The 2,499-nt window shown below is 57.7% G+C and carries 2 protein-coding genes; both read right to left on the bottom strand.

Annotated elements, in window-relative coordinates:
* Nucleotides 1-1,134: 1,134 nt before the first annotated feature.
* Nucleotides 1,135-2,208, bottom strand: a complete 1,074-nt coding sequence (locus YY7_RS56230; RefSeq protein ID WP_245287712.1) for an ABC transporter substrate-binding protein — start codon at nt 2,206-2,208, stop codon at nt 1,135-1,137.
* A gap of 95 nt (nt 2,209-2,303) precedes the next feature.
* On the bottom strand, nt 2,304-2,499 hold a 196-nt coding region (locus tag YY7_RS62840; RefSeq protein ID WP_210164765.1), incomplete at its 5' end, for a hypothetical protein.

Here is a 2,499-nt window from a genome sequence, read left to right on the forward strand (position 1 = left end):
TGCTTCTGGTCAAGCACCCGTCGCGCCAGCGCCAGCATGCGTTCGAGGACAATCTCGCCAAGCAAGCCGGTGCGGCCTTCGATCTTGCGGGCAATNTCACGGATGACGCGACCGAGATAGGTTCTGAGCATCTTCAAGGCCCGGTTGGCGCGCTTGGAGGCATCGGTTTTGACGCCCCGAGGTAGAGCAATTTGGGCAATTCAGTTGGCGACCGGCGCCCGTCTGTCACAGGTTTGCTAATCTGCGCCTGTTCGCTGATCGACGCGCACCCGGCTCCGGACGATGGACGCGCGGTCACCGCGCAGCCCCCCGTCAATACGCCGTCTCGTCGCGAAGAACGGGGCGCAAATGCCGATGGCGCAAGGGAGAGCAGCTACAAACCTTCGTATGGCACTTCCATCCCTTGTCATGGCGCTCGCCTACCCCCGTACAATTGAGCGTTCAGTTGCGATGGACCTAGCCTTGGGCCAATCAGCAAAAGTCGATTGCCCGGCGATTACAGGGAAGATCGACGCAATCGCGACGATCCCAGCGGTCCGCACGTGGAACGCGCGCGACAGAGAAGAAGCCGCTGTTTTGCCCTGGGAGGCTGCATATGAGACTGAAGCGCTGCTTCCGCTGCCCTATTTTCCGCATGACCGCGCGGATCACAATGACCCCGCAGCCGCACTTCATTTGTGCGCGCGGTGCGACCGCGAACCAGAAATCCCGGGAAGCTATCACCGACGCGAGACCTACAGGAGATAAAGATGGGCGATAGCTCCCAATGCTCTCACCAACCTGCAGCGAAGTGCTGCGCCGTCTGCGGCGGGAAGTTTGGCCTGATCCGATATTACTCGTGGCGCACTGCGCTGTGCTCCAGGAAATGTCTGGATCGGTTCAAGGCGCGTCGGGAGCGCGATCGCCGATGGCTGTTCGGATTTCACGGAGCCTAAAACAGCTGAGGTTGAAGGCCAATGCCGCCCTGTCTTGTACTTTCTTAAACGTGTCGAGGAAGTTGTTGAACTCCGGCTTTGCTGCATATTCGACCCAGGTCTTTTCGGCCCACGTCGATCCGCGCGCGGAGTTGACGAACTTGCCGGCAACAGCGCCGTTCAGATCAACCTGCTTTGAGGTTGCCCATTGGATGAACAGCTAGGCTGCTCCCTTCTTCTTGGAAGCGGCGTTCATCGCTAGCGACCATATCCAGATGTTGGATTCGAAGTCTTTGCCGTTTTGAGCGCGCAAGGGGGGTGCGAATGCGATCTTAACCGAGGCCGGCTTGCCGGCCACGTCGTTCCAAAAGCCAACCATGTTGGAATCAATTGCCATCGCCGTGCGTCCTGAGTTGATGCCATCGACCACTTGATACCAGTTGTCGTTAGCAAAGGACGGACCCGGGCACTTCTTGATCATGTCCACATAGTCCTTGTGGAAGGCGATTGACTCAGGTGAGTCGAGACCCGTGTCCAGCTTGCCGTCCTTAATGACGAAATCATGCACTCCGTAAGATTTGGCAATCGAGATCGCAGCCGTGTGGATGCTGCTCCAAAAGCGTACGCCGCGGACGCCCAACGGCGTGAGTGCGGGATCCGCAGCTTTTAGCTTTGCGCATGCGGCGGACATCTCCGGCGGAGTCGTCGGCACCTTGATGCCGAATTTGTCGAGGATGTCCTTACGGTAGAATAGCTGGATGTTCTCGAAGCCGTGCGGAACGGCCCACACCCGACCGCTTCCCGCTTCGATCTGCCCATCTGTCACCTTCCAGGTTAGCGCATCCCGCAGCGCGGGAAAGAAATCCTTGTAGTCATAGTTTGATGCGGTGAGTTTCGGATCGGTCAGATACCGATCGAGCGGCTCGAGCAACTGGCCTGGCGCAAGATCCCAGGCTAGCTGAACCCCCGTCCCCACGACTTCCCAAGTCGGAGATTTTGTGCTCAGTTGGATCGTTAGCTTATTCCAATAAGCGTCGTCCGGATAAAGCTCAGGCGTCACCTTGATACCGGTTAGCTTTTCGAACTCCGGCAATTGAGCCGCGACGGCGTCAGCATAGGGATGAATGTCGTATGCCCAGACGATCGAACTACCTTCGAACTGCCTCCAGTTGACGTCGTCTGCTTTGGCTTGCTGAAGGGGAATGGCCGCTCCGGTCAGAAGCGTCGAGCAAATAAGAGCGCCTCTGGCAAAATTCGCCAAATGGCCGCAAAAAGCAGCGAGCTTCCTTGGCATGCTTCCCTCCAATGGGCTCTTTGGCCCGTAAGCCCACGCGCCCTCCTCTTCCAGGGCCGCAGTGCCGAGCAGGCTACCTGTAATTTATTCTCGTCTTAAGCGGGCTTTCCAACCGAGGTTGGGTAAGATTGAGTAACGTCGGACACTTCGGGCATTTCCGCAGAAGGGGAGAATAAACGCGGATCAGCAAGCAGAGGGTAGTGTGCGGAAGGTTCTGCAAAAGCCTGAGAGGCTGGAGCGGTCATGGTAAGTCCGGTGATTGCGAAGATCACCGCTCCTAGAGGAGCTTGG

Source organism: Bradyrhizobium elkanii WSM2783 (assembly GCF_000472865.1).
Lineage (GTDB): Bacteria > Pseudomonadota > Alphaproteobacteria > Rhizobiales > Xanthobacteraceae > Bradyrhizobium > Bradyrhizobium elkanii_A.

Coding starts and splice junctions, on each gene's coding strand:
- YY7_RS56230 (WP_245287712.1), bottom strand. CDS start 2,208: ATGCCAAGGAAGCTCGCTGCTTTTTGCGGCCATTTGGCGAATTTTGCC.